14 protein-coding genes are annotated in these 22,585 nt (G+C 63.3%); 11 read left to right on the top strand and 3 right to left on the bottom strand.

Going from position 1 to position 22,585, the window contains the following annotated elements:
- Positions 1–22 precede the first annotated feature (22 nt).
- The 5 genes from glgB to treY all read left to right on the top strand — a co-directional run bounded on the left by glgB (position 23) and on the right by treY (position 11,704).
- Entirely contained in the window at positions 23–2,236 is a 2,214-nt protein-coding gene (gene glgB / locus ACSQ20_RS24840; protein WP_436025895.1) for a 1,4-alpha-glucan branching protein GlgB, read from the top strand.
- A 75-nt stretch (positions 2,237–2,311) separates the two neighbouring features.
- Positions 2,312–4,447 (top strand): glycogen debranching protein GlgX, encoded by a 2,136-nt coding sequence (glgX, locus tag ACSQ20_RS24835; protein ID WP_436025175.1) that lies wholly within the window; start codon positions 2,312–2,314, stop codon positions 4,445–4,447.
- Positions 4,448–4,485: 38 nt separating this feature from the next.
- Positions 4,486–6,480, top strand: a complete 1,995-nt coding sequence (gene treZ / locus ACSQ20_RS24830) for a malto-oligosyltrehalose trehalohydrolase (protein ID WP_436025173.1) — start codon at positions 4,486–4,488, stop codon at positions 6,478–6,480.
- Positions 6,481–6,563: 83 nt separating this feature from the next.
- Complete coding sequence (gene malQ, locus ACSQ20_RS24825; protein ID WP_436025893.1) at positions 6,564–8,765, top strand: 4-alpha-glucanotransferase; 2,202 nt, start codon at positions 6,564–6,566, stop codon at positions 8,763–8,765.
- A complete protein-coding gene (gene treY, locus ACSQ20_RS24820) occupies positions 8,762–11,704 on the top strand; it encodes a malto-oligosyltrehalose synthase (protein WP_436025171.1) in 2,943 nt (980 codons plus the stop codon). The genes malQ and treY overlap by 4 nt, the downstream gene beginning before the upstream one ends.
- A gap of 15 nt (positions 11,705–11,719) precedes the next feature.
- Here treY and ACSQ20_RS24815 read toward each other — a convergent pair whose 3' ends face one another.
- Positions 11,720–12,499 carry a sensor histidine kinase gene (locus tag ACSQ20_RS24815; RefSeq protein WP_436025891.1) on the bottom strand — a complete coding sequence of 260 codons (780 nt, stop codon included), beginning with the start codon at positions 12,497–12,499 and terminating at the stop codon, positions 11,720–11,722.
- A gap of 187 nt (positions 12,500–12,686) precedes the next feature.
- On the opposite strand from ACSQ20_RS24815, the gene ACSQ20_RS24810 reads away from it, so the two are divergent.
- Together ACSQ20_RS24810 and ACSQ20_RS24805 are read left to right on the top strand one after the other, a co-directional pair.
- Positions 12,687–13,028 (top strand): FKBP-type peptidyl-prolyl cis-trans isomerase, encoded by a 342-nt coding sequence (locus ACSQ20_RS24810; RefSeq protein ID WP_436025169.1) that lies wholly within the window; start codon positions 12,687–12,689, stop codon positions 13,026–13,028.
- A 31-nt stretch (positions 13,029–13,059) separates the two neighbouring features.
- Positions 13,060–13,815 (top strand): AraC family transcriptional regulator, encoded by a 756-nt coding sequence (locus ACSQ20_RS24805; protein WP_436025167.1) that lies wholly within the window; start codon positions 13,060–13,062, stop codon positions 13,813–13,815.
- A gap of 51 nt (positions 13,816–13,866) precedes the next feature.
- On the opposite strand, the gene ACSQ20_RS24800 is transcribed toward ACSQ20_RS24805, so the two are convergent.
- Entirely contained in the window at positions 13,867–15,057 is a 1,191-nt protein-coding gene (locus ACSQ20_RS24800; protein WP_436025165.1) for an O-succinylhomoserine sulfhydrylase, read from the bottom strand.
- Positions 15,058–15,243: 186 nt separating this feature from the next.
- Positions 15,244–15,531, bottom strand: a complete 288-nt coding sequence (locus ACSQ20_RS24795) for a hypothetical protein (RefSeq protein ID WP_436025163.1) — start codon at positions 15,529–15,531, stop codon at positions 15,244–15,246.
- Between the two features lie 65 nt (positions 15,532–15,596).
- Between ACSQ20_RS24795 and ACSQ20_RS24790 the strand changes: the two genes are divergently transcribed.
- From ACSQ20_RS24790 to ACSQ20_RS24775, 4 genes are all read left to right on the top strand, one after another.
- Positions 15,597–15,860 carry a hypothetical protein gene (locus ACSQ20_RS24790; protein WP_436025161.1) on the top strand — a complete coding sequence of 88 codons (264 nt, stop codon included), beginning with the start codon at positions 15,597–15,599 and terminating at the stop codon, positions 15,858–15,860.
- 342 nt (positions 15,861–16,202) lie between these two features.
- Positions 16,203–16,415, top strand: a complete 213-nt coding sequence (locus ACSQ20_RS24785) for a hypothetical protein (protein ID WP_436025159.1) — start codon at positions 16,203–16,205, stop codon at positions 16,413–16,415.
- Between the two features lie 1,066 nt (positions 16,416–17,481).
- Positions 17,482–20,778, top strand: a complete 3,297-nt coding sequence (locus ACSQ20_RS24780) for an inverse autotransporter beta domain-containing protein (RefSeq protein ID WP_436025157.1) — start codon at positions 17,482–17,484, stop codon at positions 20,776–20,778.
- 102 nt (positions 20,779–20,880) lie between these two features.
- The gene (locus tag ACSQ20_RS24775) at positions 20,881–22,551 is read left to right on the top strand and encodes a hypothetical protein (RefSeq protein WP_436025154.1); all 1,671 of its coding nucleotides are present in this window, start codon (positions 20,881–20,883) and stop codon (positions 22,549–22,551) included.
- Positions 22,552–22,585: the final 34 nt, after the last annotated feature.

Genomic DNA, 22,585 nt, shown 5'->3' with positions numbered 1-22,585 from the left:
TCAGTCTTCCCCTATTCATCCGATCGCCGAACGCGATCCCTCCGTCGGCCTCGATGCTGTCGATATCGAAGCGCTCGTCGACGCACGCCACCCCGATCCGTTCTCGCGACTCGGCCTGCATCGCACCAGTGCGGGGCACGTCGTGCGCGCCGTATTGCCGGGTGCCGCGAGCGTCGCCGTCATCGAGCGCGGCAGCAACGCGCTGCTCGGGCGCCTCACGCGTATTCATCCGGGCGGGCTGTTCGCCGGCGTGGTCGATCGTGCCGCGCCGTATCGGCTCTGCATCGACTGGCATAGCGTCGAGCAGGAAATCGAAGACACCTACTCGTTCGGCCCCGTGCTCGACGAAGATGCCTTGCAGCGGCTCGCTCGTTCGGATCCGTATGCCGTGCTCGAATGTCTGGGCGCGCGGCCCTGTTCGCACGCCGGCGTGCCCGGCGTGCGCTTCGCGGTCTGGGCGCCGAACGCACGCCGCGTGTCGGTGGTCGGTGAATTCAACACGTGGGACGGCCGCCGCCATCCAATGCGGCTGCGTCATGTGGCCGGCGTATGGGAGCTCTTCGTTCCGCGGCTCGCCGCCGGCGCGCGCTACAAGTATGAAATCGTTGCGAGCAACGGTCACACGCTGCCGCTCAAAGCGGACCCCTGCGCGATGCAAACCGAGCGTACGCCGGCTACCGCCTCCGTGGTCGCCGACGTCGCGCGCATCGAGCAGCATTCGTGGTCCGACGGCGCGTGGATGAGCAGGCGGGCCGCATTGCAAACGCCGGCCGCGCCCATTTCAATCTATGAGGTGCACCCCGAGTCGTGGCTGCGGATCGACGAGGAAGGCCACCGCGGCTTGAACTGGTCGGAGCTAGCCGAGCGTCTGATCCCGTACGCGCTCGGCATGGGCTTCACTCACGTCGAGTTCCTACCGATTGCCGAACATCCGTTCGGCGGCTCGTGGGGCTATCAGCCGCTCTCGCCGTTTGCACCGTCGGCACGCTTTGGGCCGCCCGAAGGCTTCGCCGAATTCGTCGATCGCGCACACGTTGCGGGGCTCGGCGTCATTCTCGATTGGGTCAGCGCGCATTTTCCGAACGACGCCCACGGGCTGGCCTCATTCGACGGCACGCCGCTTTACGAGCATGCCGACCCACGCGAGGGCTACCACCAGGACTGGAACACGATGATCTACAACCTCGGCCGCAACGAGGTGAGCGCGTTCCTGATTGCCTCGGCACTGGCGTGGCTGTTGCGCTATCACGTAGACGCGCTGCGCGTGGACGCCGTCGCTTCAATGCTCTATCGCGATTATTCGCGCGCCGAAGGGCAGTGGGTGCCCAACATCTATGGCGGACGGGAAAACCTCGAAGCCATCGCGTTCTTGAAGCGCGTCAATCACGAGGTCGCTCATGCGCCCGGGGTACAGGGCGCGATTACGATCGCGGAGGAATCGACCGCCTGGCCGGGCGTCTCCGCGCGTATCGAAGACGGCGGGCTCGGCTTCAACTTCAAGTGGAACATGGGTTGGATGCACGACACGCTGCACTATATGCACGAAGATCCGGTGTATCGCCGCTACCATCACCACAACATGACGTTCGGCATGGTCTACGCGTATTCCGAACGGTTCGTGCTACCGCTCTCGCACGACGAGGTGGTGCACGGCAAAGGCTCGCTGCTCGGCAAGATGCCCGGCGACCGCTGGCAGCGCTTTGCCAATCTGCGCGCGTATTTCGCGTTCATGTGGACACATCCAGGCAAGAAACTGCTGTTCATGGGCGGCGAGTTCGCGCAGGAAGCCGAGTTCGACCATGACGGCTCGCCGCATTGGCATTTGCTCGACGATGCGATGCATCACGGCGTGCAACTGCTCGTGCGTGATCTGAATCGCCTCTATGCGAGCGAGCCGGCGCTGCACTTGCTCGATGCCGACCCGGGCGGCTTCGAGTGGCTCGTCGGCGATGACAGCGGCAACAGCGTCTTCGCGTATCGCCGCTGCGATGGTGCGGGGCGGGAGGTAGCCGTCGTCTGCAACTTCACGCCGGTGCCGCGCCACGGATATCGCGTCGGCATGCAGCGCGCGGGCGAATGGCACGAAATCCTGAACACGGACGCGGGCCTTTACGGCGGCTCGAATGTCGGCAATAGCGGGCTTGTCGTCACCGACAACATCGCGAGCCACGGCAAGCCGCAGTCGCTCCTCCTGACATTGCCGCCGCTCGCGACGATTGTGCTGCGCGCAGCGTAGCGATGTGGCGGCACACGGCAATACACAGCAATCCACAGCACCATCCGCATTCAATGCGACAAGAGGTAACAGGGCATGGCGAGCGCGCTACCCGATCGGCTCGAGACTGGCGCGTCGTACCCGCTCGGGTCGACATGGGACGGCTTGGGCGTCAACTTCGCCGTGTTCTCCTCAAACGCGCAACAAGTCGAGCTTTGCATTTTCGATGCGACGGGCCACAAGGAACTCGCACGCTATCCGCTTCGCGAATGCACCGACGAAATATGGCATGGCTATCTGCCCGGCGCGCATCCGGGCACGGTCTACGCGTTTCGCGCCTATGGGCCTTATCAGCCGCATCACGGACATCGTTTCAACCCGCATAAGCTGCTGCTCGACCCTTATGCGAAAAAATTGACGGGTGCCTTTCGCTGGTCCGAAGCGCTCTTCGCATATCGCGTGCATTCGAGTCGCCATGATCTGTCGCTCGATCGGCGCGACTCGGCGCCGGCCATGCCCAAATGCGTGGTGATCGAAGAAGCGTTCGACTGGTCGCGCGACACGCGGCCCGAGGTGCCATGGGACGAGACGGTGATCTACGAGGCACACGTGCGCGGCATCTCGATGCTCAACGAAGATCTGCGCCCCCACGAGCGCGGCAGCTTTGCCGCACTGGCGTCGCCCCGCTTCATCGATCATCTGCACAAGCTCGGCGTCACAGCCATCGAACTGCTGCCCGTGCACGCCTTTCTCGACGAGCGGTTCTTGCTCGAACGCGGGTTGACGAACTACTGGGGCTACAACACGGTGGCGTTCTTCGCACCGCACCCTGCCTATCTTTCCACCCGGCGGCTCACCGAAATGCGCACTGCCGTGCGGCAATTCCATGCAGCCGGTATCGAAGTGATACTCGATGTGGTCTACAACCACACCTGCGAAGGCAACGAATTGGGACCGACCATCTGCTGGCGCGGCCTCGACAACGCCAGCTATTACCGGCTTATTCCCGGCGACGAGCGGCATTACATCAACGATACCGGCTGCGGCAACACGTTGAATCTCTCACATCCGCGGGTGCTGCAAATGGTGATGGATTCGTTGCGATATTGGACCACCGCCTATCACGTCGACGGCTTCCGTTTCGATCTCGGCGTCACGCTCGGACGCGAAGGCACAGGGTTCGATCCCGGGTCGGGCTTTTTCGATGTCATCCGGCAAGATCCGGTGCTGTCGCAGCGCAAGCTGATTTCCGAACCGTGGGATGTCGGGCCAGGCGGCTACCAGGTCGGCCGTCATCCGCCCGGTTTCGTCGAATGGAACGATAAGTTTCGCGACTGCGTGCGGCGCTTTTGGCGGGGCGACACAAACCTGCGTGCCGAGCTTGCGGCGCGCATCGCAGGCTCGGCCGAGCTTTTCAATCACCGCTACCGGCGGCCGTGGGCATCGATCAACTATCTCGCGTCGCACGACGGTTTTACATTGGCCGATGTCGTCTCTTACGAGCAAAAGCACAACGAAGCCAACGGCGAGGACAACGCCGACGGCCACAACGAGAATTGCAGCGCCAACTGGGGCGTCGAAGGCCCGACGGACGACACCGCCACCCTAGCGACACGCAGACGTGTGATGCGCTCGATGCTCGCCACGCTCTTTGCGTCGCTCGGCACGCCGATGCTCACGGGCGGTGACGAATTCGGCCGTACGCAGCGCGGCAACAACAACGCCTATTGCCAGGACAACGAAATTTCGTGGCTCGATTGGCGCGAGGTGCAATCGCCCGAAGGCCAGGCGCTCGTCACATTCGTATCCCGGCTGGTGGCCTTGCGCAAAGACCATCCGCTGTTGCGCGCCAGCCACTTTTTACGCGGCACCGACGATGTGATGCAGGGCATCAAAGACGTCGGGTGGTTCGACGAGCGCGGCGAAGCCCTCACGAGCGAGGCCTGGCAGGACCCGGAAGCGAAAGCGTTGATGTTGCGCCGCGCGGGCATCCGCGCGGATGGCGAGGTCGAGGTCTTGTTGCTGTTGTTCAACGGTTCCGACACGTCCCTCGCATTCACACCGCCCGCGCCATGTCTGGAATGGAATGTGCTGATCGACACCATGGAGCCGGAGCAGCCGACTCACCCGCTCGATGGCGATGCGTTTGAACTCGACGCGCACGGCTTTGCGATGCTTTGTGCGCGAGCCCCGCGAGACAGCACGCAGGCTGATGCCGGCCGCGACACATGAGCGACGCGAAGTTTATCGATGGAGTGAGGATCAATCGTATGTCCGACCATCTGTCAGATCGAGATCGCCCGGCGCAACATGCGCACTGCTTGCCGTTCGGCGCGCATCTCGTCGTCGCCGCTGCCGATGCGAGCCCCCATACGCGGTTTCGTTTCTGGGCGCCCGCCTGTGACGCCGTGCGCATCGAAATCGAATGGAACTCGGCCACGCACGTCGTCGACATGCAGTCCAGCGGCAACGGTTGGTTCGAAGCGCAAGTGGATTGCGGCGCAGGGGCGCTCTACCGCTATCGGCTCGATGGCAAAGGCAAAGGCGCAGATCCCCCCCCTGTGCCCGATCCGGCCTCGCGATTCCAGCCGCACGACGTTCACGGACCAAGCGAGGTCATCGACCCACGCGCGTATGCCTGGCAGCACACGCATTGGCATGGTCGCGCATGGGAGGAGATGGTCATCTACGAGTTGCACGTCGGTGCATTGGGAGGGTTTGCCAGCGTCGCCCGACGATTGCCGCGGCTCGTCGAACTCGGGGTGACCGCGATCGAGCTGATGCCGATCAACGATTTCCCGGGCCATCGCAACTGGGGGTACGACGGTGTGCTGCCGTTTGCGTCCGATTCGGCGTATGGCCGTCCGGAAGATCTCAAAGCGTTGATCGATTGCGCACACGGTCTGGGCCTCGCCGTGCTCCTTGATGTGGTCTACAACCATTTCGGGCCGGAAGGCAACTATTTGCCACGCTACGCGCCAGCGTTCTTTCGCGAAGATGTGCGAACGCCATGGGGCGCGGCGATCGATTTCCGTCGGCTGGAGGTGCGCGAGTTCTTTTGCCAAAACGCGCTCTACTGGCTGCACGAGTACCGTTTCGATGGGCTGCGGCTCGACGCCGTGCATGCGATTGGCGACGATGAATGGCTGCACGAGTTGGCCGAGCGCATCCGGCGCTCGACGGAGCCCGGCCGCTACGTCCATCTCGTGCTCGAAAACGAGCACAATCGCGCGAGCCTGCTGCGCGGGCCTTTCGACGCGCAATGGAACGACGACGCCCACAACAGCCTGCATGTGCTGCTCACCGGCGAACACGAGGGGTATTACCAGGCCTACGCCGATAGGCCGATCGGCAAGCTCGCGCGCGTGCTGACGGAAGGCTTCGCTTATCAGGGCGAGCCGTCGCCGATTCACGACGGTGCACCGCGCGGCGAGCCAAGCGCGCATCTGCCGCCGAGCGCATTCGTCATGTTTCTCCAAAATCACGATCAAGTTGGCAACCGCGCGTTCGGCGAGCGCTTGCGCACGCTTTGCGCGCCGCAAGCGCTGTTGGCGGCCACAGCGCTGATGCTGCTTTCCCCGCAAATTCCATTGCTGTTCATGGGCGAAGAATCGGGTTCGACGCAACCGTTCCTGTACTTCACCGACTACGCAGACGAACTTGCCGATGCGGTACGCGAGGGACGCCGCCGCGAATTCGCCAAGTTCGCGGCCTACGCCGACCCGGACCGGCGCGCGCGCATTCCGGATCCGAACGCGGTGCAGACATTCGCGCTTTCGTCGCCGTCGACGGAGGATGAAACATGCGAGGCGGACGACACCCTCGAGACGAACGGTACGTCCGGTACGTCCGGCACGCCGCGCACGAGCCCTGTCGCCGAACACGATGCGTGGCGGCACTTTTATCGCGCGGCGCTTGCCGTGCGCGCCAAATTGATCGCACCGCGCATCGCGCGCGCGCGCTCGCTCGGCGCGACGATCCTGCCGACGGCCACCGGCCGCGAGGCGAATGCGCTCGTCGCGCGCTGGAGCCTCTCGGACGGCGAAACGTTATCGATTGCGCTCAATCTGACGCCCGATGGCATACCGCTGCCGGCGCGGCCCGACGGTATGGTCATCTTCGAAACGCCGCCACGTGCACGCGAACTCGTCGACAAGGGCGAGCTGCCGCCTTACGCCTCGATCGCCTGGCTCACGGGCGACGTCAATAGCTACGCACTGCGCCACGATGCACGGATCGTCGAGCCGCTGGAGAACGACACGTGAGCAAGTCAACGCAGCGGTCATCGTCGACGGGAGCCAAGCGAGCGAAAGACGCGGGCGCGCCAGAAGATGCCGGACGTGACCCGATCGAACAACTCGCCACGCGCGCGGGCTTCGAAGTGCAATGGCAAGATGCCGAGCACCGCAGCCATCGGGTGCCGCATGAAACGCTGGCGGCTTTGCTGGGCGCGCTGGGGCTGCCGTGCGGCACGCGCAGCGAGACCGCGCAAAGCCTTGCCGCGCTCGATGTCGAACATGCTGCACGCACACTGCCGCCGCTCGTGACCGCCACATGCGACGAGGCTATTGCGATGCCTGCACTCGTCGCGACATCGGACGGCCGTTATCGCGTCGAACTCGAGAACGGCGAAGTCATCGAAGCACGCGTGAGCACGCCGCAAGGCCAACCCGTCGTGCTCGCGCCGATTGCCGAGCCCGGCTATCACACGCTGTTCATCGACGATCAGCAGGTGCGGCTCGCCGTTGCACCACGCCGCTGCTACACCGTGGCCGATGCGTGCCGCGCGGGCGCCGCGGCATCGGCCATGCGGCCGACGCTGTGGGGCATCGGCGCGCAGCTGTATGGCTTGCGCCGTCAAAGCGTGGGCGTTGGCGATGGTGATGGCGGCATCGGCGACTATTCAGCGCTGTCGACTTTCGCGATCGAAAGCGCGCGGCGCGGCGCCGATGCGCTTGCCATCAGCCCGACCCACGCGATGTTCAGCGCCGCCCCGGAGCACTTCAGCCCTTATTCGCCGTCGTCGCGTCTCTTTCTGAACGTCGCCTATATCGATCCGTCCGCTGCACTGGGGCGCGACGCGGCGCTTACCGCGCTCGAATCGGTCGGCGCAAGGCAGGCGTGGGCTGCGCTCGAAGCCCAGCCGCTGATCGATTGGCCGAAGGCCGCGGCGTTGAAGCTGCTCGTGCTGCGCGCACTGTTCGAACGCTTTTGCGCCCGCGAGCGCGCCGGCAACTCGCCACACGCGGCCGACTTCGCGGCGTTTTGCGTACGCGGCGGTCAACCGCTCGAAGATCATGCGCGATTCGAAGCCATCGACGCCGTGCAGCGCATGCACGGCCGCACCCATTGGCGCGACTGGCCTGCCGACCTCGCCGAACCGCGCTGCGCCGAGGTCGACGCATTCGCACGCGAAGCGCGGCACGAAGTCGATTTTCATCTGTTCTTGCAGTGGCTCGCCGCCCACGGTCTGAGCCATGCGCAGCAAGCGGCGCGCGATGCCGGAATGGCCATCGGGCTCATTGCTGATCTCGCGGTGGGCTGCGACGGCGCGGGCAGTCATGCGTGGTCGTATCGCAGCGATATGCTGCAAAACGTCTCGGTCGGCGCGCCGCCCGATCTCTTCAATCAGGCTGGGCAAGCGTGGGGGCTGACGACGTTCTCGCCACGCGCCATGCGCACGCAGGGTTTCACCGCCTTCATCGATATGTTGCGGGCAGCGTTCGCTTACTCGGGCGGCGTGCGCATCGACCACGTGCTTGGTTTGCAGCGCCTTTGGCTCGTGCCCGAAGGCGCGCGGGCGGCCGAGGGCGCCTACCTGAACTATCCGATTGCCGATTTGCTGCGGCTCATCGCGCTGGAGTCGTGGCGCCATCGGGCCATCGTCATCGGCGAGGATCTCGGCACCGTGCCGCCCGGCTTTCGCGAGCGTCTCGCGCAAGCCGGGCTGCTCGGCATGCGCGTGCTGTGGTTCGAGCGCGGCGAAAAAGAAGACGGGTTCACGGCACCCAAACAATGGGACGATCATGCGATCGCCACCACGACAACCCACGATCTGCCGACAGTGGCGGGCTGGTGGCAAGGCCATGACATCGATTGGCGCAACCGCATCGGTCAGACGGCACGACGCCCCGACGGGCGCGACCCTGTGGCGCTTGCAAAAGCCGAACGCGCGGCGGACCGTCGCGCGCTTTGGACCGCGTTTCAGCAAGCGGGCATCGCGCCCGATACGGTCGACGAGCCGCCACCGGACCAACCGCCCGTCGACGAGGCACTGGCCTACGTTTCGGCGACACCCGCCCCGCTTGTCGTCTATCCGCTCGAAGACTTGCTGGGCTTGAGCGAGCAACCGAATCTGCCGGGCTCCATCGATGAGCATCCGAACTGGCGCCGCCGCGTCGTCGCCCCGATCGACGCCCTGTTCGCGGACTCCGCGTTCACCGACCGGCTGCTCGCGCTCGCGCGCGCCCGTAAGCGCACGGCCGACGAGCAGGCGGCGTCGGAGGCATCTCAGGCGTCGCAACGGCCCGAGCCCCCCTCAACGCCATGACCCTTCCGCGCTCCACGCTCCGTTTGCAGCTGCATCGCGGCTTCACCCTCGACGACGCGGCCGCTTGCATCGACTACTTCGCGGCACTGGGCGTGAGCCATCTTTATTTGTCACCGATCACGACCGCGGTACCCAGCTCGATGCATGGCTACGACACCGTGGATTACGCCGTGGTCAACCCCGAGCTCGGCGGCGAGACAGCGCTCAAGCGGCTCGCACAAGCACTGCACGCGCGGCAGATGGGCATCGTCGCGGATATCGTGCCGAACCACATGGGCATCGCTGGCGGCCACAACGCATGGTGGCTCGACATTCTCGAATGGGGCCGCCATAGCGCGCATGCACGCTATTTCGATATCGACTGGCACTCGCCCGACCCGGCGCTGCGCGGCAAGGTGCTCGCGCCGTGCCTCGGCGCGCAATATGGCGAAGAGCTGGCGGCCGGCCGCATCACGCTTGCTTTCGACGCCGAGCGCACTCGGTTCATCGCACGCTATGCAGACCATGTTTTTCCGATCTGCCCCGTGGATTACGCGACGATCCTGCACGCAGGGGCGAACGCAAGCGCAAACTCGCCAACCCCATCGGATCCGGCCCTGGGCGCGCTGGCCGAACGTTTCGACGGATTGAGCGTGCAACCGGAGGATCGTCCACGCGCGCAAAGCGCACTCGACGCGTTGCAGACCTTCGCTGCTTCGCACGATGCGGCAGCATTCGATGAAGTACTCGCGCAGTTCTCGCCCGAAACGCCAGCCGGACGCGAGCGTCTGCACCGGCTGCTCGAACGGCAATTCTATCGCCTCGCATGGTGGCGCACCGCGGCGGACGAAATCAACTGGCGACGCTTTTTCGACATCTGTACGCTCGCTGCCGTGCGCACCGAACGCACCGAGGTGTTCGACGCTTCTCACGCGCTGATCCTGCGGCTTTTCGAAGAAGGCGTGGTCGATGGGCTGCGCATCGACCACGTCGATGGCCTCGCCGATCCGCGCGAGTATTGCCGGCGTTTGCGTGATCGGCTTGCCGAGCGCGAGCCGCAACGCCCACCGCAACTGGACGGCTCGCCAGCCTATCTGATCGTCGAAAAAATCCTGGCTCGCGGGGAGGCGTTTCCGACGGACTGGGGCGTGGACGGCACAACCGGCTACGACTTCATGAACGATGTCGGCGCGCTGCTGCATGACGCCGCGGGCGAAGCCACGCTGAGCGCGGCTTGGAGCGAACTGGCCGGCAGCGACGCAACGTTTGCCGATGAAGTGCACTACGCGCGGCGCATGATCCTGACCGAACATCTGTCGGCGGAGCTAGACCGCATCGCGCGCGCGCTGCACCGCATGGCGCGCGAGCATGCGGCCACGCGCGATTTCACCTTCATGGCGATCCGCCGTGTGCTGACCGAGCTCGCGGTGCATTTCACGGTCTACCGGCTCTATCCGAGCAACGGCATGCGCACAGGCACGGACGAGCGCTATTTCAATGCCGCGCTCGAGCGTGCCCGCGCGTCGCTCCCGCCGGGACACGGCGGTCTGCTCGATCAGGTCGATCGATGGCTGGGCGGCTCGGCGCCGCGCGGCGAAAGCGCGCAGCAGCACGTTCCAGCAGACGGTGCCGCCGCTCAGGCCATCGCCGCTGCCACGTCTCCCGCACCGGGACGCGAGCGCCGAACGGCGAGCGCGCTGTTTGCGCAGTTGACAGCGCCGCTCGCCGCCAAAGCGGTCGAAGACACCGCTTGCTACCGTTACGGACGGCTGCTCTCGCGCAACGAAGTGGGCTCGGACGCGGCCGAGTTCGCGCTTGCCGCCGACGCGTTCCATGCGGCGAACCTCGAGCGCAGCCGTCGGTTCCCACACGGCCTGCTCGCAACCGCCACGCACGATCACAAGCGCGGCGAAGACGTCCGCGCCCGGCTCGCGGTGTTGAGCGAAATCGCCGACGACTGGGCCGCGACGCTGCGTGCATGGTCGACGCTGAACACGCCGCATCGACGCACGCCCGGCGGCGAACTGCTGACCGGCACGGCACTGCCTAGCGCCGTCGCCGCGCGCGATTGGGCGCCGGGGCCAACGGCGGAAGCGATGCTTTATCAAACGCTCCTCGGTAGCTGGCCTTATGAGTTGGACCCATCCGACGCACCGGGCGTCGACGCATTCGCGCAGCGTATCGCTGCCTGGCAATTGAAGGCGTTGCGCGAAGCCAAGCTGCGTACGAGCTGGCATGCGCCCGACATCGGCTACGAAAACGCCGCGCGCGACTTTCTGTTCGATATTCTGGCGCCTCAGCGGCGCGACGGCTTCTTGCACGAGCTGACGGCATTCGTTGCGCGCATCGGTTCGGCGGGGGCGTTAAACAGCCTGTTGCAGACAGTCTTGCGCATGACTTCGCCAGGTATTCCCGATCTCTACCAGGGCACCGAACTGTGGGACTTCAGTCTCGTCGATCCGGACAACCGCCGGCCCGTCGACTTTGCGCTGCGTCGCCACTGGCTCACTGAGATTGCCGATACGCCGCCGAGCGAGCAGCTCGGCAACTGGCGCGATGGACGCATCAAGCTCGGCGTGATTCACCGCGCGTCGATGCTACGAGCGGTGTCGCCGGCCCTCTTTCTGGAGGGGACGTATCTGCCGCTTGCGGTACATGGCAGCCTGGCGCAGCATGTGATTGCATTCGCGCGCCGGCACGGCGACGCCTATGCAATCGTCGTCGGCACGCGGCACGCGGCGTCCTTGCTGGCACGTGAGCATGACGTACCGCACGTCGAGCCAACCCGCTGGAAAGACACATGGATAGAACTGCCGCCGGCGTTGGCAGGCCGCGCGCTGTTCGACTGGCTAAGCCCTGCCGCGCCCAAGGTCAGCCACGATAGTCGCGTGCTCGTGCGCGAGGCGTTGAGCGCGCTGCCGGTGGCGTTGCTCGTCGAAGAAGGCGTGCCGACGCGGTAGCGCCGGCACATGCAGTTAGGGCGCCATGAGCGGCACGCGCAGCGTTAGCGTCGATAGTTCGCCATCGCCGGCCGTGCTTTGCTCGAAGCTGCCGCCATGTGCCGAGGCGACGCGCTGCGGCAACGCCAGCACCCAGGCCACGCGCCCCGCTTCGCGCACCCGCATGGCCTGGTTGCGCGCAAATGCCTCGAATGCGTGCGGCAGCTCGGCATCGGCCAATGCCGCGAAGCGCATCGTATGAGCCACATCGACGCGCCAAAAGCCCGCGTCGAGGCCGCTTTCGAGCGTCACCGTGCCACCGGGCGCACTGCCTTCGATAGCGAACGCAAGCATGACCCACAGCGCTTGCAGCAAGCGTTCGCGATCGCCGTCGCAATGCTCCGTATCGAGCCGTGATTCGACGATGAACGACACGCCGCGCGCGTCGGCCAGCGAGCGTCGAACCTCGTCGAGCGCGCGTTCGATCACGGGCTGCATCACGAAGCCGGTGCGCTCGAGTGCCAGCGCCTTCGTCTCGGCTCTCGTGCTGTCAACCGCCTCCTCGAGCAGCTTCACCTGCTGCTCGACGCCCGAGCGAATGCCTGCGAGGGCGCGTTGCGCAGCGGGGTCGGCCGCGTCGAGCTTGCGCTCGAGCACATAGGCCCAACTGTGGATGGCGTTCAGCGGGCTGCGCAGGTCATGAGAAACGACGGAAAGCACATGATCGCGCATGAAGAGCGCTGTCTCGGCGCGCATGCGCGCGAAGCGCTCGTCGGATGTCGCAGCGGCAACGGCATTGAAAGACGTCGACACGATCGGCCTCTGAATAGGAAGCGCCCGGCTGCCCGACAACGACGCCGTACCGCGAGCGGCACGATCATTGCTGGCCGTCTCGCGACGACCGGGGCACCCATGGCGCGTTGAAGAGACACCCATTATAGGCACCCACTCTGACGCGAGCGCCTACAATGGCGCTTTCGAACGTGATAGAAGGAGCAAATCCATGACGACCGTGACCACCGAGTCGGGCCTCAAATACGAAGACCTGACCGAAGGCGCCGGCGCCGAGGCAACCGCCGGCCGTACCGTCAGCGTCCATTACACCGGTTGGCTCACCGATGGCCAGAAGTTCGATTCGAGCAAAGACCGGAGCGACCCGTTTGCGTTCGTGCTCGGCGGCGGCATGGTGATCAAGGGCTGGGACGAGGGCGTGCAAGGCATGAAAGTGGGCGGCGTGCGGCGCCTGACCATTCCGCCGCAATTGGGCTATGGCCCGCGCGGTGCTGGCGGCGTGATCCCGCCGAACGCCACGCTGGTGTTCGAAGTCGAGCTGTTGGACGTGTGAGCAGCATGTCGAGCGCGCCCTCAGGGCTGACATGAGCAGGCGTCATGCACATGCCTTGGCGCCGGGCGTATCGCTGCGGTGCTTCGGCGAATACGTGGCCTCGGACGAGCACGACTTCCATCAAGTCGTGCTCGGGCTCGACGGCGCAATGGAGATGAGCGTCGACGGCGTCGGACAGCGTGTCGACAGCCGCCATGCCTGGCTGATTCCGGCAGGTGCGCGTCACGAATACGCTGGCATCGGCGAAAACCGTCATCTCGTGCTCGATCTGCCGGCCACCACACTCGCTGTTCCTGAACGCCTTTTTGCGCGCGCTGCGGTGCTGACACTCGACGAGAGGACGGCCTCGCTCGTACGCGATGTCGCGCGAAGCACCGAACAAGCGAGTAATCGATTCGCCTGGGGTGCCGCAGTCCGGCTCACCTCGGCATTGGTGGGCGCAAGCGGCCTCGCCGCGCCGGTCGCCGGCCTCGATTTTCCGCGCATCGACCGCTGGCTGCGTGCCCGACTGTCCGAGCCGCTGCGAGTGGCGGATCTCGCCGCGCATTGCGGCTTTGGAGTGCGCCGGTTTCATCAGCTTTTCGACGACGCGTTCGGCACGACGCCGCACCGCTATTTGCAGCGGTTGCGGCTCGACACGTCGCTCACGTTGCTGCCTGACCCGCGCAACACGTTGACCGAGATCGCCCTATCGGTCGGCTTCGGCGATCAAAGCGCGTTCACGCACGCGTTCACGCGACGCTTTGGCGTCGCGCCGGGGCAATGGCGCGCGATGACGGCGCATTGAGTATTTATTTATTGGACCAGCGCTGCAGCACCAACGAACAACGAAGCGCCCTTACCCATTCAGCCCGTGCGCGAGATCGGCGCAGATGTCGCCCGCGTCCTCGAGCCCTACCGCCACGCGCAACAACGCTTCGGTAATACCCGCCTCTGCACGCGCTTCCGGCGTGATGCGGCTGTGCGTGGTGGTGGCGGGATGCGTGATGGTCGAGCGTGTGTCGCCGAGGTTTGCCGTGATCGAGCACAGCTTCGTGCCGTCTATCACGCGCCATGCATTGGCGCGCTGCGCCTCGGGCGTATCGCCCACGACTTCGAAGGCGAGCACCGAGCCACCCGAGCGTTGCTGACGCCGGGCGATCTGATATTGCGGGTGCGATTCAAGCCCCGGATAGAAAACACGCTTGACGCCCGGATGCGCTTCGAGCCAGCGCGCCACGGCAAGTGCATTGGCCGAATGCCGCTCGGCGCGCAACGATAGGGTTTCGAGGCTCTTTAACAGCACCCACGCGTTGAATGCGGAAAGTGTGGGCCCCGCCGTTCGCACGAACGGGAAGACTTTCTCCATGATGAACTGGCGCGTTCCGACCAGCGCGCCACCGAGCACACGCCCCTGGCCGTCGATCAGCTTGGTTGCCGAATGCATGACGACATCGGCACCGAGCTTGAGCGGTTGCTGAACGGCAGGGCTGCAAAACGAATTGTCGACCACGAAGATCGCACCAGCGGCCTTCGCTATCTTGCCGATCGCTTCGATGTCGCACAACTCGGTGACCGGGTTAGACGGTGTTTCGACGAAGAACATCTTCGTTTCTGGACGCACCGCTGCTTGCCATGCATCGAGATCATTCGGATCGACGAACGTTGTGGTCACGCCGAAACGTGTGAAGATCTGCGAGAACATGCCAAGCGTCGAACCGAATAGCGCACGCGAGCTGACCATGTGGTCTCCAGCTTGCAGTGCAGCCATCACCACCGAGAGGATCGCGCTCATGCCCGAGGCGGTCGCGATGCAGGCTTCGCCGCCTTCGAGCGCCGCGAGCCGATCTTGGAACATCGTGACGGTCGGGTTCGTAAAACGTGAATAGGTGTAGTAGTCCTCGGAATGCTTGAAGCGCTCAGCCGCTTCGCCAGCGCTCGTGAAGCAAAAGCTCGACGTGAGAAAGAGCGCTTCCGAGTGCTCGTTGAATTCGGTGCGCGTGGTGCCCGAGCGCACGGCGAGCGTGTCGAAGTTGAAGGAGTCGTCCATAGGGGTCGGTGTGTGGCGAGTGGCGGGAGCGCCGCAGCGGCATCATCGGTGGCGAAACCGGATGCGCAGCCGGGCGCGCTGCCGCACATTTTACGGCGATTCGCACCCGGCCTCCGTAAAACGCGGCGAATCGACCGCTGCGCCGCGCTTGGGTTGTGCGTTGTCGAGGAGACGCTGTCTCCTTCGTCAGCCCCCCTGTCGAATGCCCACAACCTGGATACTGAAGGGGGCGGTCGCGCCGTTCGGGCCCAACACGGTGAACGGCATCGAGCCGGGGTGTCCAGGCGGCGGAAACGATAGGCTGACGTAATCCACCTGGAAGCTGAAGGTCCCATCCGACTGAACGTTGACCGAGTCGGGCAACGATACTTTGTTCGTCCCGGTGTTGTTCTTGATCTGACAGGTGTACGGGTAGACCGGCTGTTCGTTACTCGAATATTTCAATTGGCCGTTCACCGTCACCTGCAGATCCAAGTTGTCGAAACCGCCGCTCGGCTTGGCCCAGAAATCGTACTCGCCCGACGGCGTTGGTGTCGGCGTTGGCGTTGGCGTTGGCGTTGGCGTTGGCGTTGGCGTTGGCGTTGGCGTTGGCGTTGGCGTTGGCGTTGGCGTCGGCGTCGGCGTTGGTGTCGGCGTTGGTGTCGGCGTTGGTGTCGGTGTCGGTGTCGGTGTCGGTGTCGGTGTCGGTGTCGGTGTCGGTGTCGGTGTTGGCGTTGGCGTGGGTGTGGGCGTGGGTGTGGGTGTGGGCGACGAACTTACTATCCGAAAATAGGCAGTCGGATCTTCCCCGTTTTGGCCCCTAAATTGAAGGTCATAGCCGCCGTCATCGACCCAATCAGTCGGATATGCAACGAGATAATTGCCGTTGAAATTCAGCGTAAAGACGGCGTTTGCGCGATCCACAAAATGCATTGTGAATACGTCACCAGCGCTGTCCGGCGATGTGTACAGCAATGATCCGCTAACGACTAGATATTGGTCCTGATAGTCTCGAATCCTTATCGTTTGTGGACCCGCAGGCTCCAAAACGTACTTCCCACCCGCGCCGACGACGGAGGCGTAAGCACCTACCAAATTCGGCCAATATATTCCCGGCGCGCTCCAATAGAACGGCTCGTTATAGACCTGAATAGGAACGGGCCCGATTGGCGTTGGCGTTGGCGTTGGTGTCGGTGTCGGTGTCGGTGTCGGTGTCGGTGTCGGTGTCGGTGTCGGTGTCGGTGTCGGTGTCGGTGTCGGTGTCGGTGTCGGTGTCGGTGTCGGTGTCGGTGTCGGTGTCGGTGTCGGTGTCGGTGTCGGTGTCGGTGTCGGTGTCGGTGTCGGTGTCGGTGTCGGTGTCGGTGTCGGTGTCGGCGTAGGCCCAAACCGGAACACCCGCGGTGACGCGGCGATATTCTCATCCCCTTCGAGCCACGCACTCAACGTCACACTGCCGTTTTGCGTGCTGGCGAATGCCACATCGCAAATACCGAATACGTCCGTCACTCCGTTCGTCAAATGCGGGTCGTTCGAATCCAGAAAATAGGCGCCTTTATTACCCGACAATTGAAACGTGACTTTCACGCCGTATTCGAGCGCCTGCGGATTGTTTCCCGCTGATGCAATCAGCCGTCCAACGTCCGCCGAGCTCGCAGTTCCGTCGGCTGGGCAACCATCGACTCGCGCCGTGATGACCAGTGACATCTGATCGTTGTTGCTCATATATCCCCCGGTCTTGACGGCGCAAGAGAACGCGCCCACGCAGATCATTGCATGCTCCGATTGCGGATTACCCCCTTCAAATTATCAGGTCCGATCAGACGCACTTCAGGCTTGCGGAACAAGCTTCTCGATGGTTTCCGAACATTGAATCCAGGATTTTTGAGACTAATCTCGTTCTGTGTCGTCGGCGATGCGGGGATTATTGTCTCAAAAGTTGCTTTACGAACCCCTTCAATCATCGACTCGCTCAATACCGAGCGCTTGGACAACCATGACAACAACTTACTCGCCGCAAACCGTCCGCCGCTTCGTGCGGGCGCCGCCGGCGCAGTGTCAATACGCGTAATCAACCGGCCGCCACTATGAGAACTGCTAGGCTGACTGCCAAAAAGAACGGATATCGTTGTATCCGTAGATGCGACGAGCAGTTGCGGCCAGATTGAAAAATCAAGCGCGGGAAAACGGCACGCCTTGAACGGCGATTGCACGCCCTTAAACGATGGGAAAAGACGTCGATTAATCCCGCATTTAGCCAGACTTGTTCATTACTGAATTCTGGCCTTCACATTCTCGCTCCTTGCCGCTGAGCGTCGCATTGTCCGCATCAATATGGGCACGCCGCGCTGCATTAGCAACTGCCTGCTGACGCGCAAATCAACGTTATCGATGATTCGCAATCGAGGAGATGGCTTTCGGGAATGTCATTGATTGGATAGCGATCAGATGAATCATCGATTCTCAACGGTCCTCGAGCAGCGTATTGCGAGGGGCCCCAAAACAGCCAGCCAGCGTTTTGCACTCTGGCTCATGGTACTGACGGTGCTCGCATTTACCTCGTTCATCGTTCGCAACGCGAACGCACAATCCGCCAATCCAACGCCGATGCCGGCGCAGGAGGACGCATTGTGCTCGCCGTTCGCACTTTCGCCCATTTGCGGCCACATCGAGTTTGCCGCCGACCAAGCGTCAGCCACCGCTGCCAACCGCCCCTCCACGAACCCGTCGCCCAAATTCGACTTCACGCTACCCGAGCTCGGAGCCAAAGGCGCACAAAGCCACACCGTATCGCAACAAGCCCGCGAAAAGGCACTCTTCGCTCCGGTTCTTCACCAATTGATGCAGGCCGGCCAACTTGCCGGCTCCGGCCTCGGTCTGTCCGATCTTGCGACAGGCTACCTGACGAGCCAAGCGAATCAGTATGTCTTCGGCGGGCTGCAGCGGTGGCTCTCGCAATACGGTACGGCAAGCATATCGATGGGCGCGACCAGCCACGGGCTCAACGACGGTTCGGCCAATATGCTCTTGCCGCTTTACGACAACAAGGGCAGCGCGCTGCTGTTCACCCAGCTCGGCTACCAGCGTTGGGATGGACGCAATACGATCAACCTCGGTCTGGGCGCGCGGCATTTCGACAAACATTCGATGTACGGCGCCAACGTCTTTTTCGACGATGACGTGACAGGCCACAACCAACGTTTGGGTGCCGGCCTCGAATTCGGAACGGACTACTTGCATCTGGCCGCCAACGGGTATTTCGGGCTAACCGGCTGGCACCAGTCGCGTGACTACGCTGATTACGACGAACGTCCGGCGAGCGGCTTCGATGTCGCAACCGAAATGTACCTGCCCGCACTGCCACAATTGGGCATGAAGCTCAAATACGAGCAGTACTTCGGCAACGGTGTCGACTTGGCAGGCGACGGCAGTCGCCAGAAAAATCCGCTGGCAGTGACCGCGCAGCTCGACTACACGCCGGTGCCGGCCATCACGATCGGAGCCGGATACCGCCGCGGCTCGCGCGGCATCAGCGACGTGCTGTTCAACACGCAGTTGACCTACCGCATGGGCGTGCCGCTGTCCGAGCAATTCGACCCGCACGCGGTGGCCTCGATGCGCAGTGTCGCCGCGAGCCGCTACGCGCTCGTGCAACGTAACAACCGGATCGTGCTCGATTACCGCAAGCGCGTGGTGATTCGTCTCACGCTCGCTCAGGCGTTGAACGGATATCCCGGCGAAGTCATGCCGCTGCCGGTCAACGTGACTTCGACCTACGGGCTGCAATCGATCCAGTGGAATGCGCCCGAGTTCATGGCGAACGGTGGCGCGATCCTCGGGCAAAACGGCAGCTATACGCTGACGTTCCCTGCCTATCAGTCAAGCGGCAGCAACACCTACGTGATCAGTGCGGTAGCGCGCGACCGGGAAGGCAACACGTCGTCGCCCGCGCAAATGCACATCACCGTGCAACCGCCGGTGCAAAACATCAGCATCGACAAGTCCACCACCGACATCAGCCCTAACCGGATATATGCCGACGGACACAGCACGGCGCTCGTGACCATCAGTGTCCTCGACGGCAATGGCAACGGCGTGCCGGGCCTCGCGCATGACATCGTGCTGCAGCCGGCGTTCAACACCTCGCCGCAAGCCGCAGCCGCCGTGAAAACGACATCGCCCGCGATACTCGGGCCTACGATCAGCGCGGTCAGCGCACAAGGCGATGGCATTTATCTCGCGACGATCACGGCCGGCACCGAACTGGGCACGCTCACGGTCACGCCGATCATCAAGACCGGCAGCATCAAGCTCAAGAGCGCAGCGATGCAATTCGTCAGCGCGAACACCGCGGTGAACGCCGCGCTCACCGATCCGATCGTGGTCACGCCGCAAGCCGGCCAGGCGGCGGACGGACAAGCCGCCTACACATTCACCGCTCACGTTGTCGATGCGAACACCGGCAACCCGCTGCCCAACTACCCGCTGGTCGGGCTGCGCTGGCAAGTCAACCCCTCGCCGGGCTCGCTGCCGAACGCCGGTTGGCTCACGCTCACGCCGGGCAGCAGCACGACCGATGCGAGCGGCAACATCAGCGCCACGCTCTCGAGCAAGATGGCGAACACCGCCTTTACCGTGAGCGCGCAACTGGGCTCGGCAGCACCGCATAACGCCAACCCCGTCACGTTTTCGCTGGTGGCTCGCATTGCATCAGTCACGATCGTCGATCCTTCGACAGGCATCACGGAAATCGGCACGATAAACAATTTGCTGAATACGCCGATCCGGCTGCATACGCCCGTGCCGCTCGGCTCCCTGGCGCAGGCGGGGTTCCAATACGTTGCGCTTGTCGTCGATGCGCGCGGCTTGCCGGTGGCCAATCAATCGCTCAGCACACTCGGCTTCCAGTGGATGCCTAGTCGGTCACCCACCGCCAACGACGCCTATTACGAAGCGCCCACGACCAACGGCGCGGGACAGGCCATTGCCTATTTCGCATCGTTCGCGCAAGTCGGCACAACCGGCCCGTTCACCGCTTCGGCAAAACTGGGCAGCCAGGTCGTGCGCCCGGCCAAACCGGCGAACGTGGGCTTCACCGATGTGCCGGGCGATACCCACCAGATTCAATACGTCCAACCGAATGGGAACGTCTACAACGGAGCAGTCTGGCCCGATACCCGCGCGATAGCCTTCGTCAAAGACGTAACGTATGCGCGCTTCGATCCTGGAATGTTCGTTCCGACGATCGATCAGTTCGTGAGCGCGGTCAGCTCGGCGCCCAATGTCGTCAGCGTCGACCCGGCCACGGGAAGAATGAACGCGTTAAAGCCTGGCCAAGCCACCATCAGCGAAACCTACGCGCACAACGGCTATCGCTTCACGCGCTCCGTCACACTCAACCCACAAGTGATCTTGTTCGTGGAACATCAAAACGGCCAGACGATCCCGATCGTCCCGCCGTGGGTCGATCCAGACCCGAACAACACATGCGAAGGCTGGAGCAACAACGCACCTGGCATAGCCAGCGTCGACATCGGCGATGTGAAAAAGCTCACCGACTTGGTGCCGCAAACGGCGTTCGGGAATTCGTTCTGGGGACAGACTCCGCCGGTGCTGTCTAGCCGCCGCTTTTACCTGAAAGATAGCGGTGCGCAGCGCGGGTGGGACTCGCTGCCGATTCCGGGCAACGGAGGCGTCGTGCTAAATGACAATTTGGACGGTTCTCTCGTGTGCAAATTGCAGTGAGATGCGAAATCGGGTTACCGCGCGCGTTGGCGTGGCGGTAATCACTCTAGCCGGGACCGGCCTGCGGTCCCAAATGTGTGATGTGCGAGGAAGGAGACTATCGTGGCAATTACCGGAATGAGCATCATCCCGAATGAGACGTACTCGATGGCAAACGGCAACCTGGTGCTTCCGTCAGAAGCCGGTCACGTGACCTACAAGGTCATCGTGATGGTGGATCTGGCCGATAACCACGCAGGCGGCACCGTCGCCATCACCGATTTGAGCAACGGCGTGACCGTACGTGACCGCTCGCCGATCCGGCTCACTGCGAACGGCCAGCGGCCGTTCGCATTGGTGCACTTGCAGTGCGTGCCGGAAACAGCAACCGAGATCGCCTTCAAGGCATCGGCCACGCTCACTAGCGTGGGCAATCCGACTTGGCCGGCGACGCCGGCTAACACGGTCCCGCTCAAGTGGGTCGACGCGGGCGCGCTCTATCCGACGCTCGTGGCCACCTTGGCCGCACCCGATGACATACCCGTGCTGGATACCAGCGACACGAACGGACAGGCAACGATTACGGTCACGCTCACCGACGCAGCAAACGCGGCAATCGCCGGTGTCCCGCTGCTGATCGGCCCTACGGATCAGACTGACATCCGACCCTATACGTTCACCGACCTCACCGGCGTGAAGGTGGAGCCTCACGCGAACCAAATCACCTTGACTAGCGGCCAGGCCTGCTCGGTGACAACGGATGCGAGCGGACGAGCAGGTCTTAAGATGACGTGTCCAGACAATACGACTGGCGAGCAAGCAATGCTTATTTCATGGGGTGCACAGCTGCTCGGCCGTGCGGACGCGCATTTCTTCGCGGCATCCGACGATCCTCTTTTCGTCGGACCGGTCACCACCGTAGCGTCGGGCACAATCGCTGCACCGACGATTTACAACGCAGAGGGAACGCTCGAGTACAACCCCGCATCGAATACCACGACCTGCATGTTGCAAGTGAACGCAGGGTGGGACAATCCGACCACTTTCGACAAGATATTGTTGATCGAAAGCAACACCGACGGCACGCAAGTCCGCCCGCGCGCCGCCTTTTCGGTAAGCGACTGTACGCCGCCCACCCCCGATCCGGGCGCATGGATCACCTATCCGCTTCCCGTCGACCGGCTTCTTACAGGTACTCATAATCTAAGCTTTTTGGCATTCAAGGGTGGCGCGCCGGCGGGCCCTTCATATTCTCAACCCAACCCGTATAAGATCGGTCAACTTCCGGCTCCGGCGCCCGATATGACGCAAAATCGGGTGCTGCCGATGCCACGTATTTTTGTGAAGAGCGTCGATGAGCAGTCCAACCCGATTATGGACGTGGAATTGCTTCCCGGTCCCAGCGTTTGCGTGAATTGGAACTACATCAAATATGGCGGTCTCTACGTTTTCATTCCGTATGCGGCAACGAATGGACAAGCCGGCATGAGCGGGGACGCCTACATCAGGATTTATCGACAAGGTGTCTACCGCAAACAGTTGCCGGTAGTCGCAGTGCCCAAAACATATGGCCCTGTGACGGTAACCGATTCCGCAATCACCGTTCCGCCTCCCCCGAACCTTGATCCCGCATTGGGCAACGGTATTTTGATGGTGATTCCGACCACCGATTTGAGCCAGTGGGACGCCCCACCGCGCGGCCTACCGCTGCCGTTCCAGATCGAATATTGGACCGCAGGCGGAAAGGCGTATTCGTCCGTCTGGACTGCTACGCTCGATACGGTGGGCGCCTGATCGCCATGCACCTGATGCGCATCGAGCGCGCGAG

The sequence above is a fragment of the Trinickia sp. LjRoot230 genome, from assembly GCF_964253315.1.
GTDB lineage: Bacteria > Pseudomonadota > Gammaproteobacteria > Burkholderiales > Burkholderiaceae > Trinickia.
The sequence above is the reverse complement of the archived record's forward strand: the minus strand, read 5'-3'. Positions and strand labels throughout refer to the sequence as shown.